Origin of the sequence: Sulfitobacter sp., from assembly GCF_039977885.1 — a bacterium.
In the GTDB taxonomy this organism is placed as follows: Bacteria; Pseudomonadota; Alphaproteobacteria; order Rhodobacterales; family Rhodobacteraceae; genus Sulfitobacter.
The window spans coordinates 200417-222935 of record NZ_JBDWCI010000007.1 but is presented as its reverse complement, the minus strand read 5'-3'; the positions used below and the strand labels follow the sequence as shown (position 1 = coordinate 222935).

Here is a 22519-nt window from a genome sequence, read left to right as displayed (position 1 = left end):
GATGCAGCTTCCGCTCTTTAGGTCAAGGTCGGCTAAGGGCCGTGAGTGACGCACTGAAGAGAAACTTCGCGAACTATGTGGTGTGGAAACGGCCCTGCCGGCTCAATTGGTTGCCTGAAGGGCTCAGGGCGATAGAGGTCTGTGTGATTGTCGTAAGGTTGCGCAATTTTCGCTGAGCGCGCGGTAGCTCGAGTTCAGAACGGGTAAATTTTGGCATTTCACGTCAGTGCGGCAGAAACTCAAAAATCAATAAAGGAAAATGGTTATTCTGGCCCAAGACCCCAGTCTTGCCCGGTCAGGGTTCCAAGTTGGACCGGTTAGGTTCCAATTTTGACCGAACATCACACATAGAAAGTTGGCTGGGATGGTAGGATTCGAACCTACGGTCCTCTGTACCAAAAACAGATGCCTTACCACTTGGCCACATCCCAACGTGCGGGTTAGATAGGACAGGTCTGCACAGGGCGCAAGCCTTTATCGGTAAGAAAATGGTCCAAATGTGCAGTTATTCTTGTTCGCCAATTTTTCGGAGCAGGTCAGGGGCTTCTACTACCCGTTCAAGTTCTATGGTTTTGGTCTGATGCTTGCTTTCCAGCGCCTACACGGCGCGCGCGGGTGCTGGAGTGTGTGCAGATATGTCGGCTGCGTCATAGGCTGCTTGCACCAGCCGCCTCAAAGGTAAAGCGCTGCTAGGCATTGTGCGAGAAGTTAGGGATTCGGATGTGGTGGCCATCAAAGCAGAGCAGAGTCGTTGCGCGCGAGGTCAAGCGGACGACCTTTCCGGTGTGCTCTTTAAACTGTTATGCGGCAGGGTTGAGGTGCTGCACCGCATCGATTGTCGTTGTGGCTTCGTTTTCGATTGCCACGACACCCTCGACGCGACTGCCCAATTCACCGAGCTATTCGCCGATGGTAACGTCGTCGTAGCTCTCCGGTTGCGTTAAGATAACGCGGAGCCGTGTGGCGATATCTTTATCCTGTGTTGCGTTGCCGGCAATGGTGTTTGCGGGCTGTTCTGGGGTTTGTGCCTGCGTGCTGAATGGCAGCAGGCCCAAAAAATACCTTGAAGGCCCTAGCTGCAATCAAGCAAGATAGCCCCAGTTCGTTGGCCTGCCAGCACCGCATCATGCGCTTTTGCGCAGTCGGCCAACGGATAGACCTGCACGACAGGGCATTTGAGCGCTCCTGCGGCAAAAGCGTCATGCAGGCGAGTGATCCGTTCGTGCCGTTCAAGCAGGGGCAGGAGGTAGATCAGGATAATGTCGATTGTTGCGGCTTTGAATAACAGCGGTCCAAAGGGCAGGGTAGGGGTCATGTCAATTTGCGATCCGTAGGCGGCGATCGTGCCATAGGGTTTGATGATGTCGGCATTGGTGCCGATGTTCACGCCAAATTCGACCTCCAGAATACGGTCCACGGGAGCCCCGTCATTCGCTGTAATGATGTCATCGGCCAGCGTATCTGAGCGGTAGTCGAACACGTGATGCGCACCGGCCGCGCTGACGCGGTCCATGTCGCGGGGACTACAGGTGGCAATCACCTTGGCACCTGCCCAGACGGCCAGTTGCACGGCCAGAAACCCGACTGTGCCACCGCCGCCCGAGATCATCAGCGTCTGGCCGGACACATCCCCCGCACCAAAAACGGCCTCGGCGGCGGTTAGGCCGGGGATGCCAAGAATGGCACCGGTCTCAAAGCTCATGGAGGCAGGCATTCTTACAGCTTGCTCCGCGGGCAGGGTAATATGGGTGGCCGCGGTGCCAAAGGCGCGCTGCCATTGACCGTTCCAGATCCAGACGCGCTCTCCGATCCGGGCGGGGTCCACATTCGCGCCGACCGCTTCGATCACGCCTGCACCATCGCTGTGGGGGATCACATGGGGGAAGGCGGGTTTGAGCACCCCCGGTCTGCTGCCTGCGCGGGCCTTGATGTCAGAGGGGTTCACGCCCGAGACGGCAAGGCGCACAGTGACCTCACCCTGCTGAGGGGCGGGAGCGGGGATGTTGCCAAGGGTCAGTACTTTGGCAGCGGGGCCAAAGTGATCGTAATAAACGCAAGTCATGGGAATATCCTTTGGATCAGCTGTTATGAGGCAGCATGATCTAACGGGCATTCAGGTGCAATCAATCAAACACTTCCGACGTTTTCACGCCCCAAAGCCGCGCCTTGGGGGCCCAGCCCTTAAAGCCGCCCGAACGTAGCAGGCACCATTCCTCATTGCATTCGCTGACACGTGCAACCACGCCCAACTCCAGCGCGGCGGTCACAGGTGCATCCGTTTGGGGGCGCGAATGCAGTCTCAGCATATCTTTTTCGACCAGCACAGTCCGAGTGCCGGACAGAAGCGAGTAATGCACCCATCCGCCCATGCCGTCGCGGTCTTCGACGCGGCGCCAATGGCCGTGCTCTGCGGTGATGCGCAGCGGCATATCGCGGCGCTTGAATACCCAGTCAATGCGGTGGGACAGAGAAGGACCGCGGCGTACGTTGCCCTCGGCGGCCTTTAGCGAAACGAAGCGCGGGATGGGCCTGTTGGTGACCTTGCCGACTTCCTCTGCCCCCGCAGCAAACGCGGATGTGGCAAAGCTGGTGGTAACGATCATGGCGCAAACGCCAAGGAAACAGGCACCCCAAAGGCGCAATTTCGATTTGTTCATGATGTGCTGCCTGCACTGATTATTATTTTCTATTGCTCTGGAGCAGCGCGTGGTTCTTGTGACTCGTCGCTGCTTGGGTCACCATGCCAGCAATCGATGGATCACGCCAAGTACGGAGATTGAAATATGCCGAAACAACAGCTGAGTGTTGTAGTCACGCGACGGTTGCCCGAGGCAGTCGAGACGCGGATGGCAGAACTTTTTGACGTGCGGTTGCGCGATTCGGATGCGCCGATGACCCGTGGCGAGCTGCAAGAAGCCATAAAAACATGTGATGTCCTTGTGCCGACAATCACGGACACGATTGACAATGCACTGATCTCTCAGGCGGGGGACAAGCTAAAGCTGATCGCAAATTATGGCGCTGGCGTTGATCACATTGATGTGTCTACCGCGCGGCAGCAGGGTGTGCTCGTTTCTAATACGCCCGGTGTGCTGACGGATGACACGGCGGACATGACGATGGCGCTGATGTTGGCGGTCACGCGCCGGATGCCCGAAGGCATGGCCAAGATGCAAAAGGGCGAATGGGACGGTTGGGCACCGACCGCGCTTTTGGGTGGGCGCATTGCAGGGCGGCGTTTGGGTATCCTCGGCATGGGTCAGATCGGTCAGGCCGTGGCGCGGCGCGCACAGGCTTTTGGAATGCAAATCCATTATCACAACCGCCGCCGCCTGCGTCCCGAGATAGAGGAGGCATTGCAGGCCACCTATTGGGAAAGTCTTGATCAGATGGTGGCGCGGATGGATGTGGTATCGGTTAACTGTCCACATACGCCATCCACATTCCATTTGATGAATGCGCGGCGCCTCAAGCTGATGAAGCCCGACGCGGTAATCGTGAACACCTCCCGCGGTGAAGTGATCGACGGGAATGCGCTGACACGGATGCTGCGCGCCGGAGAACTCAAAGGCGCGGGCCTTGATGTTTACGAGAACGGGGTCGAGATCAATCCGCGGTTGCGCGAACTCGATAGCGTTGTTTTGTTACCCCATATGGGATCGGCGACGTTGGAAGGGCGGATCGAGATGGGAGAGAAAGTTCTCATCAATATCAAGACATTTCAGGATGGGCATCGGCCACCGGATCAGGTGGTCCCGGCGATGCTGTAACGCGGGTTGCGGATTTGGACGATGCCAAGGGTGAATACAACAAAGATGGAGCAAGTAATGCGTGCAGTTTTGACAGGGTTTCTTTTGGTCACATGCGGTGCCGCGGCGGCTCAGCAGGCGGCGGATGCTGTCGCCCCCGAAGCGGCGAGTGCAGGTGTATTCGAGGTACTGTCCCCCGAGGCTTCGGTCGCCATGGCGGCCAAGGATGCTGGCACGGCCGTTGAAGCGCAAAACTGGATGGTTGCTGCGGCCAATCCCCATGCTGTGCAAGCGGGTGCAGACGTGCTTGCAGCAGGGGGTACGGCCGCTGATGCGCTGGTCGCGGTCCAAACAATGCTGGGATTGGTAGAACCACAAAGTTCGGGCCTTGGCGGTGGTGCGTTTCTGGTCTGGTATGACGCCGCAAGCGGGCAATTGACCACGTTTGACGGCCGCGAAACTGCGCCTTTGGCCGTTACTCCGCAACTGTTTCAGGACGAATCGGGCGAGCCGTTGCAGTTCTTTGATGCCGTTGTGGGTGGGCGTTCCGTCGGGACGCCGGGTACACCTGCATTGCTGGCCGAAGTGCACAAACGTTATGGCACGCAGGACTGGGCCAGCTTGCTGACCCCCGCGATGAAACTGGCAGGGCAGGGTTTTACCGTCAGCCCGCGCTTGGCACAGCTTGTTGCTGAGGATGCCGAACGGCTGTCCAGCTCCGAAATCACGGCGAATTATTTTCTGCCCGGTGGCAAGCCTATCGAGGCAGGGGATAAGCTGGTGAATATGCCCTACGCCCAAACGCTCAAGACCCTCGGCGAGGAAGGCGTTGGTGCCTTTTATGCTGGCGATCTGGCCAAGACGATTGTGGCAACAGTGCAGGGTGCAAAGGGCAATCCGGGCGTGCTTTCGGAGGTTGATCTGGCAATCTACCGTGTGAAAGAGCGCCCTACCGTTTGCGCCTCTTACCGCGGGCATGAGGTCTGTGGCATGGGGCCGCCTTCTTCGGGTGCTATTGCGGTGGGCCAGATGCTGGGCATGCTGGAAGGCTATGATCTGAGCGCGGGGCCAGAGGATATCAACGTGCGCAGGCTCATCGGTGATGCCAGCCGGCTGGCCTTTGCCGACCGTGGCCGGTACGTGGCCGATAGCGACTATGTGCCGGTGCCGGTGGAGGGGTTGTTGGATCCTGCCTATCTGGCAGAACGTGGCGAACTGTTGGCAGGGGAGGTTGCGTTGCCCGAGGTGACAGCGGGCAATCCTGCGTTTGACCATGCGCTCAACTGGGCTGATGATATCGCGATCGAGCTGCCTTCGACCTCGCATATCTCGATTGTGGACGGCGCGGGCAATGTCGCCTCGATGACCACAACCATCGAAAACAGCTTTGGCAGTCGTTTGATGGTTGGTGGCTTTTTGCTCAATAACGAGCTGACCGATTTTTCCTTCCGCAGCCACACGGACGGCGTGCCGATTGCCAACCGCGTCGAGCCCGGCAAGCGGCCGCGGTCGTCTATGGCACCGACAATTGTGACGAAAGACGGCGCGCCGGTGATCGTTGCAGGCTCCCCCGGTGGCAGCCGGATTATTGGCTACACGGCGCAAGCTATCATTGCGATGATCGACTGGGGTATGGATCCGCAACAGGCCGCTGCCTTGCCCCATGCTGTCAACCGGTTCGGCACCTATGATCTGGAGGCAGGCACCTCCACCGAGGCGTTGGGAAGCGGTCTTTCAGCTCTTGGATATGAGACAAATGCGCGTGCGTTGACCTCGGGTCTGCATCTGATCGCCATCGGGGATACCCTGCGTGGCGGTGCGGATCCGCGCCGCGAAGGCATCGCATTGGGAGAGTAGAAGATGGCACAACCAGAGGCGCTGACGCGCAACGAAGACGGAATTGCAGCGGCGCTGGGCGTTCTGAAACAACAATTCGGGGAGCGGTTCAGCACCGGTGCCTCGATCTGTGAGCAGCACGCGCATACCACCACATGGATACCCAACCAGCCGCCCGATGGCGTGGTGTTTGCCCATAGCGCCCAAGAGGTTGCGGATGTTGTGAAGGTCTGCGCGGCCCATAAGGTGCCGGTCATCCCCTTTGGCACGGGCACGTCGCTGGAGGGGCACACGAACGCCCCCGCAGGCGGCATCAGCATAGACGTAAGCCACATGGATAAGGTTGTCGAAGTCAACGCAAGCGATCTGGATTGCCGTGTGCAGCCGGGCGTGACGCGTATGGCGTTGAACACCCATCTGCGTGATCAGGGGTTGTTCTTTCCGATTGATCCGGGAGCCGATGCAAGCATCGGTGGCATGGCCGCCACGCGCGCTTCGGGCACCAATGCGGTGCGCTATGGCACGATGAAAGACAACGTGATCAGCGTCGAGGTCGTTACGGCCAATGGCGAGATCATCCGCACAGCCAGCCGTGCGCGCAAATCCTCTGCCGGATATGATTTGACGCGGCTCATGGTCGGCTCCGAGGGAACGCTGGGCATCATCACCGAGGTCACCCTGCGCTTGCAAGGCATCCCCGAGGCGATCTCGGCGGCGAGCTGTTCCTTCCCGACCATCGAGGCCGCCTGCGAGACAGTCATGGCGGTGATCCAATATGGCCTGCCTGTGGCGCGGATCGAATTGCTGGACGCGCTGGTGGTCAAGGCGGTGAATGGCTATTCCAAGCTAACATTGCCCGAGACACCCTTGCTGCTGCTGGAATTTCACGGCTCTGATGCCGGTGTGGTCGAGCAGGCCGAGACCTTTGGCGCGCTGGCTGAAGAATTCGGCGGCACAGGTTATGCGGCCACCACTACCGCAGAAGAACGTACGAAGCTGTGGCAGGCGCGCCATGATGCCTATTGGGCAATGCTCGCGCTGCGACCGGGGTGCAAAGCCGTTGCAACGGATGTCTGTGTTCCGATTTCGAAGCTGGCCGAGGCAGTGGGCGCCGCTGCGGCCAAAGCGCTCGAGATGGATTTGATCGCGCCAATCGTGGGGCATGCGGGGGATGGCAATTTCCACGCATCGGTTTTGGTGGACATGCAGGATGTGGCAGAAGTCGCGCGGGCAGAGGCCTTTGTAAGCTGGCTGAACGATATGGCAATTGCGCTGGGCGGGACGTGCACGGGCGAGCACGGTATCGGGCAGGGCAAACGGCCCTATCTGCGGCGTGAGCTTGGCGGTGCTGTTGATATGATGATGGCGGTCAAGCAGGCACTGGACCCCGACGGCATTTTGAATCCCGGCAAAATCTTTATCTAAATATAGCGGAACAGGCGAGAGGTCGGTTTTCTACCCTGTCCGGTCGCGGTCTGTCGTGGCGATTTATGCTGTGTGCGTAAAACAAACCCAAAGCGAATAAAGGGAATCGAGACATGAAAACGCAAGTCAAAGCATTGGTTGTCGGTGGCGGCGCGGTCGGCACCTCGATTGCCTATCATCTGGCGCGTGCGGGCTGGGATGATGTTGTCCTGCTTGAGCGGGACGAGCTGACGTCCGGCTCTACATGGCACGCGGCAGGTTTGCTGCCTTATTTCAACATGTCCTATGCGACCACGCACATCCATGATTATTCGATCAAGTTCTATAAAACGCTTGAAGAAGAGACGGGATTGAACGCGGGTTTTGCGGTGGTTGGTAACCTGCGCATGGCCCAGACGGATGAGCGGATGGAAGAGTATATGCTCTATGCTTCCACCGCCGAGACCTGCGGCGTGCCCTATGAGTGGATGACGCCGGATGAGATCAAAGCCAAATGGCCACTGATCCGCACCGACGACCTGAAAGGTGCAATTTACCACCAGACGGATGGCTATATTAACCCCGCGGACGTGACCATGGCCATGGCCAAAGGCGCGCGGCAGCGCGGCGTCGTGATCGAGCGTAAATGGCAGGCTGATGCGTTCCATTGGAACGGGGAGGCTTGGGAAGTTACCGTGACCAAGATGGTCGAGAAGGGGGGCAACCTTGTCCCCTCTGACGAGCAGGTTGTGATCACCGCCGAGCATGTTGTGACGGCCTCGGGCAACCACGCACAGCGCACGGCACAAATGCTGGGCATCAAAATGCCTGCCATCCCTGTTGAACATACATTCATCGTGATGGATCAAGACCCCGAACTGGTCAAATGGCGTGCAGAGGGCAATCCTGAACATCCAGTTATCCGCGATGCGGATAATGAATCCTACGCCCGCGAAGAACGCGGTGGCTGGATTTTGGGCATTTATGAACGCGGCGCTCCTGCGCGGTTTGAGCATGGTGTGCCGGACAGTTTCCGCGCCGATCTCTTCCCGCTCGATCTGGACCGTATCGCAGAGCAGTATATGGCGATGACAGAACGCGTGCCGTCCTGTGCGGATTCCGGTCTCAAGGATGATTTCAACGGGCCGATCTGTTACACGCCTGACGGCAACCCGCTGGTGGGACCAGCGCCCGGCCTGCGCAACATGTGGCTGGCCGAGGGCTTTAGCTTTGGCATCACGGCGGCGGGTGGCACCGGCTATTACCTTGCCCAGATGATGGTAGATGGCGAGGCCGAGATCGACATGGCATCGCTTGATCCCAAACGCTATGGCGACTGGATGACCACCGAATTTGCAGCGCGCAAAAACGAAGAGGCGTATGAGCACGTCTACATCACCCACCACCCAGACGAAGAACGCCCCGCCTGCCGTCCGCTGCGCACATCCCCCGCCTATGACCGCCAAGCGGCACGCGGCGCGCAATTCGGTTGGGTGAACGGGTGGGAGCGCCCTAACTACTACGCGCCAATGGGGTTTAGCGACCACGATAGCCGCTCCTTCCGCCGAGGTGCTTGGTGGCAATATGCGGTCGAGGAAGCCAAAGCCATTCGCGAAGGTGTCGGCCTGATCGACGCGACAGCCTTTACCAAACATGTGGTCAAAGGACCGGGCGCGACAGCTTTCCTTGATTGGTTCACCTGTAACAAACTGCCCAGCGTCGGCCGTATCAACCTGACCTATGCGCTTACGGGCGCAGGCACCACGCGCACGGAATATACCATCGTGCGTATCGCGCAGGACGAATATTATCTGGTGAGTGCGGGCGCTTGGACAGCTTACGACAGCGATTACCTGCGCAAGGCGATCGAGGATAAAGCACCTGAATTCGGCTATATCGAATGCCATGATGTGACCACGCAATGGGGTGTCTTTGCCATCGCGGGCCCCAAATCGCGCGATGTGCTGAATGAGGTGATCAAAGACGCCAATCCAGACACGGCGCTCAGCAACAAGCGCTTCCCATGGTTGACCATGCGCAACATCGAGCTGGGCATGGTTCCTGTGCGCGCCATCCGCGTGGCCTATACTGGTGAGCTGGGTTGGGAATTGCACCACCCCATCGAGATGCAGAACCATCTGTTTGATCTGCTGGAGAAAGCCGGTGAGAAACACGGGATGAAGCTGGTGGGCGCACGTGCGCAAAACTGGCTGCGTCAGGAAAAATCCTATCGCGCCTTCGGCACCGAGCTGGGCCGCGATGCGACCCCGCTTGAAGCCGACCTGCCGCGCTTTGTGGATATGAACAAGGACTTTCACGGCAAACAGGCCATGGCGGATCACGGGATCAACGTGAAATGTGTGACGCTGCTGATTGACGGGCCAGAGGACGCTGACCCATGGGGCCGCGAGGTGCTGTATCACGGGGATACCCGTGTGGGGCGTCTGACCTCGGGTGGATATTCGGTCGCTTTCGGGAAATCCATCGGCATGGGCTATGTCACCCCTGACGTGGCTGTGGTCGGCACGAAACTGAAGGTCAAAATGTTTGACCAGCTGTGGGATGCCGAGATTGTCGAAGACAGCCCTTATGATCCGAAAAACACCACCATTCGTGTGGATGGCTAAAAGCGCAAAAGACCATCGCGGCGTGATCTGCCGCGGTGGTCTGGCTGGCTGTTGCAGTTGATTAGCGGTGGCTGCGTGTGTTTAACCAAACCGACCATTCCGCCGCGCTACCATTGAAGGTGTTCAGGTCTACTTCCCCCGCGATCCCGTCAATCAGACCGGTCATGGAATATTGCCAGAACCGCCAGCTTTGGCGCGGATAGGCCTCACGCGGGGATTTGGCGGTGGTGCGCAGCCAGTATTCATAACCTCTGAAACCCGCCAACTCGTTTTCCTTGTAGAACCGCGGCGTGGTATAGATGATGGGGCGTTGGCCATAATGCGCCTCGACGATACGCAGCCAGCGGCGCATTTCATCTTGGACCACCCGTGCGTCGGGGCGGCGGTGCGCGCAGGTGGGCGAAAAGGGGTTCCATTCCATATCAAGCACAGGCGGCATCATACCCTTGGTACGCGGTACGTTTTTGATGAACCAACGGGCCTGATCTTCGGGTGAGGTGCAGAAATAATAGAAATGATAAGCCCCGCGTGCGACGCCTGCATGGCCCGCGCCGCGCCAGTGATCTTTGAATGACGGATCCAGCAGGTCACCGCCTTCGGTGGCCTTGATAAAGGCAAAGTTCACACCGCTATTGCGGGCTTGTTTCCAGTTGATGCTGGTCTGGAACCGCGCGGCATCAATACCGTGCACGGGAAAACGCGCGGGGCGCTCGGCCTTGAAAGCGACCGGATCGGTATCGCGGAAATTGGCTGGAACAGCTTGGCCGACAGGGACCGTTCTGCCGTCCCCCCCGCCACAGGCCGCAAGCAAGGCGATCAATATGGCGCATAGGGGGGAGGCAAATTTCATATTCAATCCCGTCTGGCGATAAAGGCGATGTTATTGGCTGGCATGGCCTCTACCGTAACGCTCAGGCCGCATCCTGTCAGTACATCATTTACCCATTGGTCGTCCTTGTAGCCGATATCAGGGTCCGCTTCGCGCAGTTGTGCATCAAAACGGGCGTCGCCCTCGGATGTCAGCACGCCGCAACGCATGAAGGGGCCATAGAATATGGCAGTGCCAGAAGGGGCCAGAGCCTGGGCCGTTTCCGTCAGAATAGTTTGTGCGGCGCCCAGCGGGATTAGGTGCAACAGATTGCCAAGATAGATTAGATCAAAGGGGGAATTCTGCGCTGCCCAACCGCTCTGTGCTGCGTCAAGCATCTGTGCCGGCTGTAAATTCGGAACCGATGCCTCGGTGGCATAGGCGTCAATACTCGCAATGCGCTCGGATGAAATTTCGGTGGGAAACCAGTCGATGTTCGGAAAGGTTTTGGCAAGAGCCGTGACATGTTGCCCCGTGCCGGAAGCGATCTCAAGCGCGCGGCCTTGCGCGGGTGCATGGGACTGCATCAGCTCAAGGATAACAGGCAGATTGCGCAGGGCCGAGGGCGCCGAAAGCTTGGCCCCTTCAACGGGGGTGGCGACGCTGGCACTGGTGGGGAGCTTGCTCATACTTGTAACCTTTCGGGGCGCAGGGCGTTCACGGTCTCTGCGTCCAATGCGGGCCTGCGCCCGTTTGCGAGATCCGCCAGTAGCGCAGAGGCAGCGGGCGATGTTTGAAAACCATAGCCGCCTTGGCCCGCGCACCAGATGAATTCGGGCGTATGAGCATCACGGCCCAGCACAAGCGTGCGGTCGGGGGCAAAGCTGCGCAAACCGCCCCATGTGGCGATCGGGCGGGTGACCTGTTCGGTCACCATCTGCTGATATCTATCAAGCCCCTCGGCTAGCACCATATCATCGGCAAAAGCATCGTGAGGATAGGTCGCGGCTTCTTCTGCGGGAGAGACCAGCAGCGCGCCTGCGTCAGGCTTGGCGTACCAGCTTTCATTTGTGCCGAAAAACATAGGCCAGTTGCGAGTGTCGTGGTCCCCAGGAGCAGCAAGCCGCGCCATGGAGCGGCGGTGCGGCACGATGCCCAGCGGCGTGACACCGGCGATGCCAGCGATAAGATCGGCCCATGCGCCGGCGGCATTCACCAGCGTCGGAGCGCTATAATCGGCACCGGCACTGATGTGCCAGCCGTGGACGTCCTGCCGGATGGCTGTGACGGTGGCATCGGTGATCACCTGCCCACCATTGTCGCGCAGCGTCCGAACAAAATCCTGCATCAGCCGGTCTGTATCAATGTCAAAAGCTTCGGCGTGGTATCCGGCAAAGCCGACCTTGGCAGGGTCGAGGATGGGCACATGGCCGCAGGCCTCGCTTGGGGAAATCTCAGCGACCCCCATATGGTCTAGATCCGCGCGAAAGGCGTCTTCGTCATCGCCTGTGGCCACGATCATCAGGCCGCGCTGGCTCAGGTAGTTGCCCTCCTGAAAATACGCCATACTTGCGCGGTTGAGGGCTTGGACCGATGGTGCGCCATAGTTTTCCTCGATGAGGGCGGCAGAGCGGCCGGAGGCGTGATAGCCTGTGGCACTTTCCATTTCGAGGACGGTTACCTTTGCATCTGCCGACAGGCGTGCCGCAGCAGAAAGGCCAGCGATGCCGCCACCGATGACAATGATATCGGTCATGCTTCCTCCGCGCGATCTGTGGCGGGGGGCGGGGCAGGGACCAATGCGGCGATTTCGTTATAAAGCGCGGGTACCATTTTATAATCCATTGCTGCCAGAGAAGGGGTGAGCTGCGCGGCAGAGCGTGCAGAGATGATCGGCATTGGCGCCGTTGCATGGGCCGCAGCCCAAGCCACAGCGAGCGTCGCGGGATGCACGCCTTCGCGCTCTGCGATCTTGGGGAGCTCTTTGGCGGCATTGTGCATATGGGCAAAGTTATAGCGCGCGGCATAGCGGTCATCTTCGGTCAACCGTCCCTCACCGCTGCTGGCGTATTTGCCGGTCAACAATCCGCCGCCAAGCGGTGAATAGGGGGCGCAGTTCATTCCCAAATCCTGTGCCATTGGCAGGATCTCGACCTCTGCCTGCCGTTTGACCAAACTATACATCGGTTGGATCAATGTGATGGGAAGGTCGAATGTCGCGGCGATGCCGGTTGCTTTTACAGCCTGCCAAGCCGCAAAGTTCGAGATGCCGACATACCGGATGATGCCCTGATCGCGCAGCGCTGCCAGTGCCTCGAAACTCTCGTGCATATCGGTGTCGGGATCAAAACGGTGCAGGTATAGCACGTCCAATATATCCAGCCCCATCCGCTGACGGGATGTCTCTGCCGAGGCAAGGATATTGGCGCGGCCTGCACCGCCCGTATAGGCCGCTTTGGTGGCGATGATCAGCCGGTCCCGTTGTGTTTTGACCATACTGCCCAGCAGCGTCTCAGAGGCACCCCCCGTATAGACATGAGCCGTGTCAAAATGGGTGATGCCAGCGTCAATCGCTGCATCAAACATCGCTTGGGAGGCTGCGGCATCGGCATTGCCGCCAAATTGCATGGTGCCAAAGGCAAGGCGGCTGGCAGCGGTGCCATCAAGGCTGGTGAGTGCGTGTTTCATCCGCTTTTGGTGACATTGTTGCGCAGCTTGATCAATGGGCGCTGTGTTTTGAATGGAGTCTTTTTGCGTGCTGGCGTGAAGGCAATAGACCGACGCCGCGAAGCTGCACCATAAAAAAGGCCCCGCCAGATGGCAGGGCCTCTCAAAGTTTAAGATTGCGCAGGCTTATTGCGGGATTTCACCCTCAATGCCTTCGACATAGAAGTTCATGCCAGCCAATGTGCCGTCGTCGGCTGTTTCGCCTTCGGCCAGAAACACAGAGCCGTCCTGCTTGTTCAGTGGGCCGGTAAAGGCATGGTAGGAACCGTCTGCCAGCGACGCCTTGAGCGCCAGTGCTTCTTCTTTCACGTCCGCAGGCACAGCGTCAGAGATCTCGCCGATGCCGACCATGCCAGCACCGATGCCGTCCCATGTGTCCGTGCTTTCCCATGTGCCGTCCATCACGGCCTTCGTGCGCGCGATGTAGTAAGGTGCCCAGTCATCAATGATGGATGAGACGCGTGGCATGGGGCCGTATTGCGCCATGTCAGAGGCTTGGCCAAAGGTGATCACATTGCCCGCTTCCTGTGCTGCCGCTTGCGGAGCTGTGGAATCGGTATGTTGCAGAACGACATCCGCGCCTTGGTCGATCAGGGTTTTGGCGGCGTCTGCTTCCTTGGCCGGATCAAACCATGTGTAGGCCCAGATGATTTTGAACTCGACGTCCGGGTTCACTTTCTTGGCGTGAATATAGGCCGAGTTGATGCCACGGATGACTTCGGGGATCGGGTAGGACGCGATATAGCCGATGATGTTGGATTTGGTCATCTTGCCCGCGATGTGGCCCTGAATGGCACGGCCTTCATAGAAGCGCGCGGAATAGGTCGAGACGTTGTCGGCCCGTTTGTAGCCTGTCGCGTGCTCAAACTTTACGTTCGGGAACTTGGAGGCGACACTGATGGTCGGGTCCATATAACCAAAGGAGGTGGTGAAAATCAGATCGGCACCGTCCAGCGCCATCTGGGTCATTACACGCTCGGAATCGGGGCCCTCGGCCACGCTTTCGACGAATACGGTTTCGACCTTATCGCCGAATTCCGCTTCAACCGCTTCGCGGCCTTTGTTGTGCTCATAGGTCCAGCCGCCGTCGCCGATCGGGCCTACGTAGACAAATCCTACTTTGGTTTTCTCGTGGTCGTCAGCGGCAGCGCCGGTGGCAAGGCCCGCTGCCAGTGCAGCGCCGGCCAACAGTTTTGTAACGGCCCGTTTGGTGAATGTCATATCAGGTTTCTCCCAGTTGGTCTTTTTTCCGCTTTTGCGGTGTGGCCTCATGATGAGGCATGGAAAATGCGCCCTAGTGATCCTGGTGCGGCGGTTTTTGAGCGCGACAACAGGACAAGGACGACGATGGTGATAACGTAAGGCGACATTGCCAGATATTCGACAGGAATGGCAACGCCCGCGCCTTGCAGATTGAGCTGCAATTGCACAAGGCCGCCAAAAAGATAGGCACCCAGCAAAACGCGCAATGGCCGCCACGAGGCGAATACCACAAGGGCAAGTGCGATCCAGCCGACACCGGCGGTCATGCCTTCGGTCCATTGGGGCACGCGGATGAGCGATATGTAAGCACCGCCCACTCCCGCACAGGCACCGCCAAACAAAATGGCAAACATGCGCACGCGCTTGACCTTGAAACCCAATGCATGGGCGGCATCGTGGTTTTCCCCAACAGCGCGCAGCACCAGACCGGTACGGGTGAATTTCAAGGTTGCCCAAACAGCGACCACCAAGGCAAGGCCAAGGTAGACGATGATGTCATGGCTCAGGAAAACGGGGCCGATGACGGGAATATCGGCCAAGGGGCCAAAATTGACATCCCCAAGGCGGGGCGGTTTGACCCCGACATAGCTTTGGCCGAGCAGGGCAGAGAACCCAAGCCCGAAGAGCGTCAGCGCCAACCCCGAGGCGACCTGATTGGCCAGCATGACCTGCGTGAGAAAGGCAAACAGCAGGCTCAGCGCGGCACCGCCCAAGGCTGCGGCCACAAACCCCAGCAGGGGAGAGCCGGTTTCGACGGCGGTTGCAAAGCCGCAGATGGCTCCGATGATCATCATGCCTTCCACACCAAGGTTCAGAACGCCTGTGCGTTCGACCACCAGCTCGCCGATAGCGGCAAAGATCAGCGGGGTCGCGGCGACAAAGAAGCCCGCGATGAAGAGGATGGGATTGATGGCAGATAAATCCATTACGCGACCTCCGTCCGGCCAAATTGCAGCCGGTAATTTGTGAACAAGTCAAAGGCCAGCAAGAAGAACAGCAACATGCCTTGGAACACCTGAATGGCCGCTGCGGGCAGGCCCAGTTTGGATTGCGCAATATCGCCGCCAATATAGGTGAGCGCCATTAATCCGCCCGCCAGCAGAATACCGACAGGATGCAACCGGCCCAGAAATGCCACGATAATCGCGGTGAACCCGTAACCGACGTTGAAATCAATGGTGACCTGTCCCGCGGGGCCGGTGACCTCGAACATGCCAGCAAGCCCTGCAAGCATGCCGGAAAGGCCCAGACAAAACAGCACCAGCCGTGCGGGGTTTACACCTGAAAATGCTGCTGCACGCGGGGCATTGCCAGTGACCCGAATGGCAAACCCAAGCCGGTGACGCGCGAGAAGGACATAGGCAAAAATCACGGCGATGAATGCTGCGACAACCCCCCAATGCATACCAGATCCGGCGATTAGCTCTGCGTTATGGGCCGCCGGGTATTGTTGCAGATTGCGGCTCCCCGGAAATCCGAAGCCTTCGGGGTTTTTCAGCAGACCCAAAGACATAGAGGCGAGGAACTGTTCGGCCACATAGACCAGCATGAGCGAGACAAGAATTTCATTGGTGCCGAATTTTACCCGCAGCACTGCGGGGATCATGGCCCAAATCCAGCCGCCAAAGGCTCCAGCCAATACCATCAACGGGAAGATCAGCGCGCTCTCTGTCGGGTAAAATGCCAGTCCCGTACCCGCGCCAAACAATGCACCCATGATATACTGACCCTCAGCACCAATGTTCCAGATACCTGCCTTGAACCCGAGGCTAAGGCCGATGGCGATCAACACCAAAGGCGCACCTTTGATCAAAAGCTGGGGGCGATAGAAAAAGGCGAATTCACCAAAAAGCGGCTCCCAGAAAATCGTGCGGATGGCCTCAAACGGGTCTTTGCCCAGCAAGGCAAACAGCAGCCCGCCAAAAAACATAGTCGCCAGGACGGCCAGCAAGGGTGTCGCAAGCGAAAAGGCACGGCTCGGCTCGGGACGTTTTACAAGGGCGATCATTTTCGGTCCCACATCAATAGTACAATCATAAACTCGAAGGACGGAAGGTCACGCATGCGCCACCTCCATGCCGTGGGCACCGCCCATCATCAGACCGATTTCTTCGACTGTAATGCCCAAGGCGGGGCGTGGCTCAGTCAGGCGGCCTTCGTTGAGCGCGGCAAAACGGTCGGAGATCTCCATCAGCTCGTCCAGATCCTGACTGATCACAATCAGGGCAGCGCCGGCTTGGGAAAGGTCCAGCAGCGCCTGACGGATCGCCGCCGCAGCAGAGGCATCCACACCCCATGTGGGTTGGTTGACGACAAATACCTCGGGCTGTTGCATTACTTCGCGGCCGATCACGAATTTCTGCAAATTCCCGCCCGACAAAGATCGCGCAGCGGCCTGTGGCCCCGGTGTGCGCACGTCAAATCGTTCGATGATCGCATGTGCAAATTGTGTCGCCGCAGGCCAGCTTAGAAAACCGTGCTGCTCTAGCCCTTGGCGCTGGGCACCGGTAAGCATCGCGTTTTCCACAAGTGACATATCAGGCGCAGCGGCATGGCCCATGCGCTCTTCGGGGGCGGCAAGTACGCCGCGCATCCGTCGTGCCGTCGGAGAAAGCGGGCCGATGTCCTCTCCCTTATATTCAATCATACCGCGCGGCACGGGGCGTTCACCTGAAAGGGCGGCCAATAGTTCGTCCTGCCCGTTGCCCGCAACTCCACCAATCCCAAGCACCTCACCCGCCCGCAGATCAAGGCTGATACCTTTGAGCGCTATACCAAAGGCATTGGGGGCAGGTGCCTTTAGTTCGGTCAGGCGCAAAATAACCTCACCAGCGGTTTGGGGGGCGCGTGTGGGGGTCTGCAATAACTTGCCCACCATCATTTCTGCCATGTCGCGCGCGGTCGTCTCGCGCGGGGTGCAATGGCCCACAACCTTGCCCAGCCGTAGAATTGTAGCGCTGTCACATAGGCTGCGAATTTCTTCGAGCTTATGTGAGATATACAGGATCGCGGTGCCCTCTGCGCTGAGTTTGCGCAGGGTTTTAAACAGGATTTCAACCTCTTGCGGCGTCAGCACCGAGGTCGGTTCATCCATGATGAGCAGCTTGGGGTCTTGTAGCAGGCAACGGATGATCTCGACCCGTTGCCGCTCACCAGCAGAGAGGTTACCCACGATCCGGTCGGGAGAGAGCGGTAGGCCGTAGGCTTCGGAGACGGCGGTGATTTTATCGCTAAGCAAGCTAAGCTTGGGGGCGTCCTCCATGCCAAGGGCGATGTTTTCCGCAACGCTCATCGCATCAAAAAGCGAGAAATGCTGGAACACCATGCCGACACCTGCGGCCCGTGCGGCGCGCGGTTCGGACGGGGTAAAGGGGGTGCCGTTGATTTCCATCTGGCCGCTGTCCGGCTTTACCAACCCGTAGATCATTTTGACCAACGTCGATTTGCCCGCACCGTTTTCGCCCAGCAATGCGTGGACCTCACCGGGGGCAATGCTTAGCGATACGTCGTCGTTGGCGACAACGCCGGGGTAGGCTTTGGTCAAAGCGCTGAGGGACAGCAGTGGTTGGGTCATAGAAGGGCCTCGATTTGCGTATCCGACAGTAGTGCGCGCACCACCCCTTGTGCAATCCGGTCGGGGTGTTTGCCAAGGGATTTATCCCCGATGGGGCAGGTGATCGGCGCAGGATCAAGGCCCATGGCGCGCAGACGTTTGGAAAACCGCGCCCATTTCGTGTCTGACCCGATGACGCCGATGCTGGCTGCGCCGCGCTTCAGCAATGCAGCGCAAAGGGCCAGATCAATCTCGTGGGAGTAGGTAAAGATCAGATGATGCGCATAATCCGGCGCGCGTGTTGCCAGCAGGGGCATGTCGGTCGCAGGGGTTTGGGTGACGTGGCTTGGGATGCGCGCAGGAAAGCGATCGGTGGCATCGTCTACCCATGTGATCTTGAACGCTTGGGGTGGCGCGGCTGTGACGACTGCGCGGCCGAGGTGCCCCGCCCCCCAAAGCCAAAGGTGTTTGGGATGTGGGGGTTTCGTGATGATCCGGTGGACGGTAAACTGATCCAGCTCGCGCGCGAAAACAGGAGGCGTGTAGGTATAGCGCAGCGTGACCGCGCCACCACAACACTGTCCAAGGCTTGGACCAAGGGGGATCGTCTCGCTGTACTCTTCACTGCCTTGCGCAAGGATTTTGCGGGCCGTTTTGATCGCCCGAAGCTCAAGGGCGCCGCCACCGATGGTCTGCTTTGTGGTCTGCGCGCCTACGATCATCACCGTGCCGGTATCACGCGGTGTAGAGCCGCGTGTGCCGGTGATCTCGACATAAATAAGGGCTTGTCGGTCATCCATCGCTTTTGGCTCGTGTAACCGCAGTAAGTACCGCTTCTGCCGTTGCGGGGGCCTGTAGGTCTGCATAGGTCGATCCGCAAGCCTGTACAGCATCGGCCAATGCGCTCCACGCTGAAATGCCCAACATGAACGGCGGCTCACCCACTGCCTTGGAGCGATAGACCGTGCGTGCAGGGTTGGGTTGGTCCCATAACGCTACATTGAAGATATCAGGTCGATCTGAGCAGGCAGGAATTTTATAGGTCGCAGGCGCGTGGGTCTTGAGCGCGCCGCGCTCGTCCCACACCAGCTCTTCGGTGGTGAGCCAACCCGCGCCCTGCACATAGCCCCCTTCAATCTGGCCGATATCCAGCGCCGGGTTCAGCGATTGGCCAGCGTCATGCAGGATATCCGCGCGTAGAATGCGGTTTTCGCCGGTAAGCGTATCAATGACCACTTCGGTGACCGCCGCGCCATAAGCAAAGTAGAAAAACGGGCGGCCCTTGCCTGCGATCCGGTCCCATTTGATGTCGGGGGTTTTGTAAAACCCCGTGGCCGAGAGGCTGATCCGCGCTTCATAGCTGCTTTGGGCCGCTTGGGCGAAGGTGCGGCTGGTTGTGCCGGCGATGACCTGCCCGTCCTTGAACCTTATGTCGCTTTCATCAATTCCTGAAAGGCCGGCGATATGCGTTGCCATACGGCTGCGTATTGTTCGGCATGCATCCAATACCGCCATCCCGTTCAGATCTGTGCCAGAGCTTGCAGCAGTGGCAGAGGTGTTGGGCACTTTTGCGGTGTCCGTGGCTGTGATCTTGACCTGTGCCAAAGGCACGCCAAACTCCGCTGCGGCGATCTGTGCGACCTTCTGAAAAAGACCCTGTCCCATCTCGGTTCCGCCGTGGTTCAGATGGATCGAGCCGTCCTGATAGACATGCACCAGCGCGCCAGCCTGATTGAGGTGGGTCAGCGTAAAGGAAATCCCGAATTTGACAGGGGTGAGGGCGATACCCCGTTTGAGGACAGGCTGGGTTGCGTTCCAATCGGCAATTGTCTGGCGGCGGGCGGTGTATTCCGCGCTTTCCTCAAGCCGGTCCACCAATGCGTGAATGATGCAATCCTCAACGGGTTGGTCATAGGGGGTCGTTTGTACTGCGGTCGCTTTGAGACTGTCGCGGTACAGATTGGCGCGGCGCACGGCCAGCGGGTCAAGACCCAGATGCGCAGCGATATGGTCCATCACCCGCTCAATCCCCACGATGCCTTGCGGGCCGCCGAACCCCCGAAAGGCGGTAGCGCTTTGGGTGTTTGTCCTCAGGCGGTGCGAAGTGATGCGCACATGCTCAAGGTTATAGGCATTGTCAGCATGCAGCATGGCACGGTCTGCGACAGGCAGGCTTAGATCCATGGCCCATCCGCAGCGCGCATAATGGGTAAAGTCGATCGCCGTCAGCAGCCCGTCCTTTTCGAACCCGACCGTATATTCGATGCGGAAATCATGCCGTTTGCCGGTGATGATCATATCGTCGTCACGGTCATAGCGCATCTTGCAAGGGTGCCCCGTGGCGCGTGCGGCAATGGCACAGGCCACGGCAAGCGCGTTTCCCTGACTTTCCTTACCGCCGAACCCGCCGCCCATGCGCCGTGTTTCGACCCGCACGGCGTGCATGGGCAGGCCAATGGCCTCGGCCACTTTGTGCTGTATTTCGGTGGGGTGCTGGGTTGAGCTGTGAACCAGCATGTCGCCATCTTCCCCCGGTAGGGCAAGGGCGCATTGCCCTTCGAGATAGAAATGCTCCTGCCCGCCGATTTCGATCTTTCCGCTTAGGCTATGAGTTGCACCGGTCAGCGCCTTGGCGGCATCGCCTTTTGCATAGATGCGCGGGCCTTCCTCGAAGCGGCTATTGGCGGCGAGAGCCTGGTCTATTGTAAGAATAGGGGGCTGTTCTTTGACCGCTACATTGGCCAAGCGCGCCGCCTTGCGGGCGGCGAGGTGACTGGTGGCAACAACCAGAAACAAGGGCTGGCCAAGATAATGGATCGTCTCGTCCGACAGCAACGGCTCATCGTGGTTGGAGGGAGACACATCATTGGCAAAGGGCAGATCATCGGCGGTCAGCACAGCGATAACATCAGGGGCGGATCGCACCGCCTCAAGGTCCATCGCGGTGATTGTGCCGCAGGCTTGGCTGCTTAGGCCAAAGGCGAGGTGCAAAGTACCGGCAGGGGTCGGGATATCATCCACATAGCGTGCAGTGCCCGCGACATGCAGCGCGGCCGCGTCATGGGGGAGGGGCTTTGCGGTGCTCATGGCTGCACCGCGTGCAGGTCGGTCTGCGTACCAGTGATGTCGAGATAGGCGCGCAGCAGCATATTCTGCGCGGCCTTCATACGGTAGCTGGCAGAGGCCCGCATATCTGACATGGGGTCAAAGTCTTGGGCAAGTGCTGCAATTGCCGCGTCGATTGTTGCACGGGAAACACTTTGCCCGTTCAGCGCCGCTTCGGCTTTGGGTGCGCGGGCCGGGGTGCCGGCCATGCCTCCAAACGCCAATCGGGTGCAGTGAAATTTCCCGTCCAGTACGGGCAGATTCAAGCAGCCACACACGGCAGAGATGTCCTGATCAAATCGTTTGGACAGCTTGTAGCAGTGTAATGTATCTGCCTGCGCGGGGATTGAGATCGCTTCGACAAATTCACCCACGCGGCGGTCCTGTTTGCCGTAAGAGACAAAGAAATCCTCAACCGGCATCATGCGGCGCGTATCACCGCAGCGCAGATGCAGCGTGGCACCAAGCGCGATCATCGCGGGGCTGCCATCTCCGATAGGCGAACCATTGGCGATATTACCGCCCAACGTGGCCACCGCCCGTACCTGAGCAGAGCCATAGCGGCGCAGCATTCGCCCAAGGCTCGGGAAATGCGGCGCGAGGCTGTGTTCAACTTGGGCAATCGTGGTCATTGCGCCAATGCGCCAGCCCTCGGCGTTGTGCGTGATGCCGCGCAGATCGGCGCAGGCGTTAAGAAAAATCACCTTGTCCAAAGCGCGCAGTTGTTTGGTGATCCAAAGTCCCACATCCGTTGCCCCCGCGATTAAGGTCGCGTCGGGATGAGCAGTATACAACGCGGCCAACGCATCAGCGTTTGGGGGCTGAAAACTTTCCTGAGGGGATGCTTGGGGCAAGGGCAGGGATTTCAGGTGGGCGGGGACAGCTGCATTTCGCGCGGCTTTTGCTGCGCGGATGATCGGTGCATAGCCGGTGCAACGGCACAGATTACCTGCAAGGGCCGTGTCATGGTCTGTCTCACCGTTCAGATGGGCGGTGGCCATGCTCATCACAAAGCCGGGGGTGCAGAAACCGCATTGGCTGCCGTGGTGTGTCACCATCGCCTGCTGCACGGGGTGCAGTTCCCCGTCGCCAGAGGCCAAACCTTCCACAGTGGTCACGTGCTTGCCGTTGATCTGGGGCAGCAGCAGGATGCAAGCATTCAGCGGCTTGCTGCCGTCCCTATCGCTGACCATGACGGTGCAAGCCCCGCAGTCGCCTTCATTGCAGCCTTCTTTTGTGCCGCATAGACCACGTTCTTCGCGTAGCCAATCCAAAAGGGTCGTTGTCAGGGGCGCGTCTGTCAGAGTGACAGGCGTGTGGTTGAGCATAAAAGAGATGTGCATGGGGAAAACCCCGCCGCGGTACCAATATCCTGCAAGACCCTGTTCGATGCGGCGTAGAACACGGGGGCAGCGTTAGGCTACGGTGGAGCCGGATGCTTTTGCAA

General features: G+C 58.9%; 17 protein-coding genes, 1 tRNA gene and 1 pseudogene. 4 read left to right on the top strand and 15 right to left on the bottom strand.

Translation table 11 applies throughout. From position 1 onward, the window contains the following. Positions 1-356 precede the first annotated feature (356 nt). The 4 genes and pseudogenes from ABJM03_RS04540 to ABJM03_RS04525 form a co-directional block, all read right to left on the bottom strand. A tRNA-Gln gene (locus ABJM03_RS04540) sits at positions 357-431 on the bottom strand. 258 nt (positions 432-689) lie between these two features. Then, positions 690-788, bottom strand: a pseudogene (locus tag ABJM03_RS04535) (hypothetical protein); the annotation flags it as partial. A gap of 284 nt (positions 789-1072) precedes the next feature. Then, a complete protein-coding gene (locus tag ABJM03_RS04530) occupies positions 1073-2062 on the bottom strand; it encodes an NADPH:quinone reductase (RefSeq protein WP_348415948.1) in 990 nt (329 codons plus the stop codon). A gap of 61 nt (positions 2063-2123) precedes the next feature. After that, entirely contained in the window at positions 2124-2603 is a 480-nt protein-coding gene (locus tag ABJM03_RS04525) for an SH3 domain-containing protein (RefSeq protein ID WP_348415983.1), read from the bottom strand. A gap of 180 nt (positions 2604-2783) precedes the next feature. On the opposite strand from ABJM03_RS04525, the gene ABJM03_RS04520 reads away from it, so the two are divergent. From ABJM03_RS04520 to ABJM03_RS04505, 4 genes are all read left to right on the top strand, one after another. Continuing rightward, positions 2784-3770, top strand: a complete 987-nt coding sequence (locus ABJM03_RS04520) for a D-glycerate dehydrogenase (protein ID WP_348415946.1) — start codon at positions 2784-2786, stop codon at positions 3768-3770. A gap of 57 nt (positions 3771-3827) precedes the next feature. Beyond that, positions 3828-5606, top strand: coding sequence for a gamma-glutamyltransferase (ggt, locus tag ABJM03_RS04515; RefSeq protein ID WP_348415944.1), 1779 nt, complete (start codon positions 3828-3830; stop codon positions 5604-5606). Positions 5607-5609: 3 nt separating this feature from the next. After that, on the top strand, positions 5610-7010 hold the full coding sequence (locus tag ABJM03_RS04510) for an FAD-linked oxidase C-terminal domain-containing protein (RefSeq protein ID WP_348415942.1): 1401 nt from the start codon (positions 5610-5612) through the stop codon (positions 7008-7010). 113 nt (positions 7011-7123) lie between these two features. Further along, complete coding sequence (locus tag ABJM03_RS04505; protein ID WP_348415940.1) at positions 7124-9616, top strand: FAD-dependent oxidoreductase; 2493 nt, start codon at positions 7124-7126, stop codon at positions 9614-9616. Positions 9617-9677: 61 nt separating this feature from the next. Here ABJM03_RS04505 and ABJM03_RS04500 read toward each other — a convergent pair whose 3' ends face one another. The 11 genes from ABJM03_RS04500 to xdhA form a co-directional block, all read right to left on the bottom strand. Beyond that, the gene (locus tag ABJM03_RS04500; protein ID WP_348415938.1) at positions 9678-10466 is read right to left on the bottom strand and encodes a GH25 family lysozyme; all 789 of its coding nucleotides are present in this window, start codon (positions 10464-10466) and stop codon (positions 9678-9680) included. Positions 10467-10468: 2 nt separating this feature from the next. Then, on the bottom strand, positions 10469-11113 hold the full coding sequence (locus tag ABJM03_RS04495; RefSeq protein WP_348415936.1) for a DUF938 domain-containing protein: 645 nt from the start codon (positions 11111-11113) through the stop codon (positions 10469-10471). Continuing rightward, a complete protein-coding gene (locus tag ABJM03_RS04490) occupies positions 11110-12180 on the bottom strand; it encodes an FAD-dependent oxidoreductase (protein ID WP_348415934.1) in 1071 nt (356 codons plus the stop codon). The genes ABJM03_RS04495 and ABJM03_RS04490 overlap by 4 nt, the downstream gene beginning before the upstream one ends. Next, the gene (locus ABJM03_RS04485; protein WP_348415932.1) at positions 12177-13112 is read right to left on the bottom strand and encodes an aldo/keto reductase; all 936 of its coding nucleotides are present in this window, start codon (positions 13110-13112) and stop codon (positions 12177-12179) included. Before ABJM03_RS04485 ends, ABJM03_RS04490 begins: the two co-directional genes overlap by 4 nt. Before the next feature lie 165 nt (positions 13113-13277). Continuing rightward, entirely contained in the window at positions 13278-14372 is a 1095-nt protein-coding gene (locus ABJM03_RS04480; RefSeq protein WP_348415930.1) for a BMP family ABC transporter substrate-binding protein, read from the bottom strand. Between the two features lie 47 nt (positions 14373-14419). After that, the gene (locus ABJM03_RS04475; RefSeq protein WP_348415928.1) at positions 14420-15340 is read right to left on the bottom strand and encodes an ABC transporter permease; all 921 of its coding nucleotides are present in this window, start codon (positions 15338-15340) and stop codon (positions 14420-14422) included. Next, entirely contained in the window at positions 15340-16422 is a 1083-nt protein-coding gene (locus ABJM03_RS04470; protein WP_348415927.1) for an ABC transporter permease, read from the bottom strand. Before ABJM03_RS04470 ends, ABJM03_RS04475 begins: the two co-directional genes overlap by 1 nt. A 48-nt stretch (positions 16423-16470) precedes the next feature. Further along, complete coding sequence (locus tag ABJM03_RS04465; RefSeq protein WP_348415925.1) at positions 16471-17988, bottom strand: ABC transporter ATP-binding protein; 1518 nt, start codon at positions 17986-17988, stop codon at positions 16471-16473. Further along, positions 17985-18767 (bottom strand): xanthine dehydrogenase accessory protein XdhC, encoded by a 783-nt coding sequence (gene xdhC / locus ABJM03_RS04460; RefSeq protein WP_348415923.1) that lies wholly within the window; start codon positions 18765-18767, stop codon positions 17985-17987. The genes ABJM03_RS04465 and xdhC overlap by 4 nt, the downstream gene beginning before the upstream one ends. Then, the gene (xdhB, locus tag ABJM03_RS04455) at positions 18760-21054 is read right to left on the bottom strand and encodes a xanthine dehydrogenase molybdopterin binding subunit (RefSeq protein WP_348415921.1); all 2295 of its coding nucleotides are present in this window, start codon (positions 21052-21054) and stop codon (positions 18760-18762) included. Before xdhB ends, xdhC begins: the two co-directional genes overlap by 8 nt. Next, positions 21051-22415 (bottom strand): xanthine dehydrogenase small subunit, encoded by a 1365-nt coding sequence (gene xdhA / locus ABJM03_RS04450; protein ID WP_348415919.1) that lies wholly within the window; start codon positions 22413-22415, stop codon positions 21051-21053. The genes xdhB and xdhA overlap by 4 nt, the downstream gene beginning before the upstream one ends. Between the last annotated feature and the right edge of the window lie 104 nt (positions 22416-22519).

What these genes read in the sequence shown, in the direction of transcription:
- ABJM03_RS04465 (WP_348415925.1), bottom strand. Translation starts at nt 17,988, where the DNA reads ATGACCCAACCACTGCTGTCCCTCAGCGCTTTGACCAAAGCCTACCCC.
- xdhC (WP_348415923.1), bottom strand. Translation starts at nt 18,767, where the DNA reads ATGGATGACCGACAAGCCCTTATTTATGTCGAGATCACCGGCACACGC.
- ABJM03_RS04510 (WP_348415942.1), top strand. Translation starts at nt 5,610, where the DNA reads ATGGCACAACCAGAGGCGCTGACGCGCAACGAAGACGGAATTGCAGCG.
- ABJM03_RS04470 (WP_348415927.1), bottom strand. Translation starts at nt 16,422, where the DNA reads ATGATCGCCCTTGTAAAACGTCCCGAGCCGAGCCGTGCCTTTTCGCTT.
- ABJM03_RS04475 (WP_348415928.1), bottom strand. Translation starts at nt 15,340, where the DNA reads ATGGATTTATCTGCCATCAATCCCATCCTCTTCATCGCGGGCTTCTTT.
- xdhA (WP_348415919.1), bottom strand. Translation starts at nt 22,415, where the DNA reads ATGCACATCTCTTTTATGCTCAACCACACGCCTGTCACTCTGACAGAC.
- ggt (WP_348415944.1), top strand. Translation starts at nt 3,828, where the DNA reads ATGCGTGCAGTTTTGACAGGGTTTCTTTTGGTCACATGCGGTGCCGCG.
- ABJM03_RS04520 (WP_348415946.1), top strand. Translation starts at nt 2,784, where the DNA reads ATGCCGAAACAACAGCTGAGTGTTGTAGTCACGCGACGGTTGCCCGAG.
- ABJM03_RS04490 (WP_348415934.1), bottom strand. Translation starts at nt 12,180, where the DNA reads ATGACCGATATCATTGTCATCGGTGGCGGCATCGCTGGCCTTTCTGCT.
- ABJM03_RS04525 (WP_348415983.1), bottom strand. Translation starts at nt 2,603, where the DNA reads ATGATCGTTACCACCAGCTTTGCCACATCCGCGTTTGCTGCGGGGGCA.
- ABJM03_RS04495 (WP_348415936.1), bottom strand. Translation starts at nt 11,113, where the DNA reads ATGAGCAAGCTCCCCACCAGTGCCAGCGTCGCCACCCCCGTTGAAGGG.
- ABJM03_RS04505 (WP_348415940.1), top strand. Translation starts at nt 7,124, where the DNA reads ATGAAAACGCAAGTCAAAGCATTGGTTGTCGGTGGCGGCGCGGTCGGC.
- ABJM03_RS04480 (WP_348415930.1), bottom strand. Translation starts at nt 14,372, where the DNA reads ATGACATTCACCAAACGGGCCGTTACAAAACTGTTGGCCGGCGCTGCA.
- ABJM03_RS04500 (WP_348415938.1), bottom strand. Translation starts at nt 10,466, where the DNA reads ATGAAATTTGCCTCCCCCCTATGCGCCATATTGATCGCCTTGCTTGCG.
- xdhB (WP_348415921.1), bottom strand. Translation starts at nt 21,054, where the DNA reads ATGAGCACCGCAAAGCCCCTCCCCCATGACGCGGCCGCGCTGCATGTC.
- ABJM03_RS04530 (WP_348415948.1), bottom strand. Translation starts at nt 2,062, where the DNA reads ATGACTTGCGTTTATTACGATCACTTTGGCCCCGCTGCCAAAGTACTG.
- ABJM03_RS04485 (WP_348415932.1), bottom strand. Translation starts at nt 13,112, where the DNA reads ATGAAACACGCACTCACCAGCCTTGATGGCACCGCTGCCAGCCGCCTT.